Source organism: Ferruginibacter sp., from assembly GCF_031430955.1.
Taxonomy (GTDB): Bacteria; Bacteroidota; Bacteroidia; order Chitinophagales; family Chitinophagaceae; genus Ferruginibacter.
In genome coordinates, this window is record NZ_JANPCM010000595.1 from 1 (window position 1) to 3,261 (window position 3,261).

The following is a 3,261-nucleotide window of genomic DNA, read 5'->3' on the forward strand; positions in this document are numbered from 1 at the left end:
TAAAGTAGTGGGGCCGGTAAAAGGAAGGTTTAATAATTCTAAAGTATAAATTACATCAATGCTGGGCACCTCCCATTCTAAATATCCTTCGCAAAGGTTTACAAAAATGTCGTAATTTTTTTTCTTGAGTTCTTTAAGTTGTTTGTAGGTGGTAAGTTTATTTAAGAAAACGGTATCAACAGTATCGCCTGGCAGCAAAGCAGATAAATCCCTAGGAGGATCGTAATTTTTATAATCAACATCAGTAGTTGAATAATCTGGTTCTAATACACAAACTTTTATAGCCCCCTCTTGAACTTCGTTCGTTCTCTTATCAGAGAACCCCGAAAGGGGAGGAAATGGAGAAGATTGAAGCGATGAATTATTTATGAGTTGAGACATTTAATTTTTTTAGAATAAGGAATTAAAAGAAGTAAGCGGTTTTATTTGTTTGAGGTATAAAACTTATGCAACTTTTCGCCGTTGTAACCTTACTTTTTTTACTGCCTTGCGCAAAAAAGCATCATTGATAATTTCTACAACTAATTGACGGAATGTTTTATTACTCATTCTTAATATTGCGCCGATGGAAGTGTAATCTTCATCTTCGCTTAAACCACATTGTGCATTAACTTCCAGCACATATAATTTTTTAGTAGCGGCGTCCATTCTTACATCTACTCTTGTATAGCCTTTTCCTTTGCAGGCAACATAGGCATCCCAGCTTATCTTTTTAATTTCGTTAATTAAAGATTTGTCGGGTAATTCGTATTCATAAAAATTTCCTTCGTTGGGCATTGGTTCTTCTTCTTCATAAATTTCCCAAAGCCTGTCGAACGATAAAAATTTTTCTTTATCAGGTAAAGAAGGATGAAAAATACGTTCTACCGGGGTATAAACTTTTGCTTCCTTTGGTTTATCGTAACTGCCCACAATTAAAACGGTGTATTCGGGTCCGGTTATAAACGATTCGGCAATTAAGCCATCGGTTGCCAAATTCCATCCACGGTAGCCGTCAAACATTTTAACAATCTGTTCATTTAACTCTGCTTTATTTTCCACAACATTTTTTACGCCTACGCCCATGCTGCCCCCACTTACAGATGGTTTAACAATAATGGGGCAACCTAATCTTTCGAAAATTCCATTGGTGTATTGATCTTTTATTTTTATGGCTTCCCATTTTGCATTGGGCACATTGCACATATCAAACGCTTCCTTCATGGGTATTTTAGAAGTGGTGATGTTGTAAAAATATTCATCCGAGCCGGTGTACACCAATTCTTTTTCCTGTAATAATTTTACAACAGAAACTCCGGGAGTTCCGTTTACTTCATCGCCATCGCAAATATTAAATACCACAGGAAAATAAACCCCTTCTTCTTTTTCGGCAACAATAGTATTAATTACGGTTGCATAATCATTCATGGTAACAGGTTGCCATTGCCATTCAATATTTAATGCAGCAAATGTTTTGGTGTATTCGGCTATGCTCTGGCTAAAATCGTAATAATAATCTATGTTGGCATCGTTGGTTATAAGATGCGGCGCCAGTACCCAAACTTTTAATTTTTCGAGAGGAACAATTGGTAAAAAGGCAGACAATGAAGGCATATAAATTTAAACAGACAATTTTTGTTGGGCCTGCTGTTTAATAAAATCGGTTAAACGATATTTTTGTAAAGTAGATTTATCTAAATGAGCAGCGCCATTTATTAACTGCAGGCAATTGCCACTTTTGCAATTACAAACAAATGGCTGGCTCATCTCCCATTCGGTACTGGGATAAAAAAATGTTAGTTCATCACCGGGGTGCAATGGTTTTAAACAAATTAATTCCATAGATGCAGTATCAAAAAAAACATTAGGGTCGCAACTGTGGTTGATGTATTGCAAAAACTCCGGTTGCAAAGTAATATGAGTATCTACACCGGTTTGCACAGTTAAATACGTTGCATACGATTGCGTAATGCCTGCATGAAATTTGCTGATAATTTCACCGGGCTTAATAGCGGTTGTAGCGTTTAAAGATTTTTGATTGGTTGAAGTATTGAGCAATACATCTCCAAAGGCATGCTTGCTTACAACTTCAAAATTTGGGGCAGTAATGGTAGTTGTTGTCATGTGAATTTAGAATGGGGTAGATGCAAAAAGTTTAATAAAGAATTAATTATTTAATAATGATAAATTTGATTACAGTAAATGTATAAATACATTGAATAATAAAAAAGATATTTAACTGTTATTATTCAATAAGTGGATTAATTGCTTTATAATGTTAATAACCTTAAAACAATATCTTTACTAATAAACAAAACACTTTTGAATAAAGAAGAAAATATGCCCAATGGCGAACTGTTGCTGCAACTGGTAAAAATGGAAATGCCTTTTGGAAAATATAAAGGAACGGTACTTTGTAATTTGCCGGTATCGTATTTAGAATGGTTTCAGCGCAAGGGTTTTCCTAAGGGAAAGCTGGGTGTTTTACTGGCCACTATTTATGAAATTAAGATAAATGGATTGGAAGATTTATTAAGACCTTTGAAAAAGTAGTTAAAAAAACAAACAATGAAACAGAAGAAATTTACTCTAACGAATCTTGTGTTTATCCTCTTTACTTTTTTTGCAACAGCACAAACAACAAATATAATTACTGTAAAAACAGATAAACCTTATGCCGAAATTCAGCCCACCATGTGGGGCGTTTTTTTTGAAGATATTAATTTGGGTGCTGATGGTGGTATTTATGCCGAGCTGGTAAAAAACCGTTCTTTCGAATTTAGCAAGCCATTAATGGGATGGAAAGTAGAACAAAATTTTTTTAACGAAGCAGCAGTAACCGTGTTAAACAGGCAGGGACAAAACCTGGCCAATCCACGTTTTGCAAGAGTAACTGTAAATAATTCCATAGCTGGAACCTTAAGCATCACCAACGAAGGATTTAGAGGCATGGGTATAAAAAAAGATCTGCGTTACGATTTTTCTGTAATGTACCGCCAGCAAACCGGTAACTTAAAACTGCATGCAGAAATTATAAATGCAAAAAAAGAAATTTTAGCAACTGGCGTTATTACCACAGCTGCCACCGGCAATGCATGGAAAAAACAAACCATCAGCATTACCGCAAGTGATAGTGCACAGAAAGGAAAACTAAAAATTTGGTTTGAAGGAACAGGTGTGATTGATATGGATATGATCTCTTTATTTCCGGAAGATACCTGGAAAAAAAGACCGGGAGGAATGAGAGCTGATATGATACAATTGCTGGCCGATATGAAACCT

The 3,261-nt window shown here is 35.4% G+C and carries 4 protein-coding genes and 1 pseudogene; 2 read left to right on the forward strand and 3 right to left on the reverse strand.

The window, feature by feature from the left end; translation table 11 throughout:
• The 3 genes from ACY65O_RS16815 to ACY65O_RS16825 all read right to left on the reverse strand — a co-directional run.
• The coding region (locus ACY65O_RS16815) for a hypothetical protein (RefSeq protein WP_462222020.1) at positions 1 to 381 on the reverse strand (381 nt) is incomplete at its 3' end.
• Between the two features lie 63 nt (positions 382 to 444).
• Positions 445 to 1,593 carry a D-alanine--D-alanine ligase family protein gene (locus ACY65O_RS16820; protein WP_462222021.1) on the reverse strand — a complete coding sequence of 383 codons (1,149 nt, stop codon included), beginning with the start codon at positions 1,591 to 1,593 and terminating at the stop codon, positions 445 to 447.
• A 6-nt stretch (positions 1,594 to 1,599) separates the two neighbouring features.
• On the reverse strand, positions 1,600 to 2,103 hold the full coding sequence (locus tag ACY65O_RS16825; RefSeq protein ID WP_462222022.1) for an SET domain-containing protein-lysine N-methyltransferase: 504 nt from the start codon (positions 2,101 to 2,103) through the stop codon (positions 1,600 to 1,602).
• Positions 2,104 to 2,301: 198 nt separating this feature from the next.
• On the opposite strand from ACY65O_RS16825, the gene ACY65O_RS16830 reads away from it, so the two are divergent.
• Positions 2,302 to 2,532, forward strand: a complete 231-nt coding sequence (locus ACY65O_RS16830; protein ID WP_462222023.1) for a DUF3820 family protein — start codon at positions 2,302 to 2,304, stop codon at positions 2,530 to 2,532.
• A gap of 15 nt (positions 2,533 to 2,547) precedes the next feature.
• A pseudogene (locus ACY65O_RS16835) lies at positions 2,548 to 3,261 on the forward strand (alpha-L-arabinofuranosidase C-terminal domain-containing protein); the annotation flags it as partial.

Excerpts from the sequence above, each read along its gene's own strand:
- ACY65O_RS16820 (WP_462222021.1), bottom strand. The coding sequence starts at position 1,593 with ATGCCTTCATTGTCTGCCTTTTTACCAATTGTTCCTCTCGAAAAATTA.
- ACY65O_RS16825 (WP_462222022.1), bottom strand. The coding sequence starts at position 2,103 with ATGACAACAACTACCATTACTGCCCCAAATTTTGAAGTTGTAAGCAAG.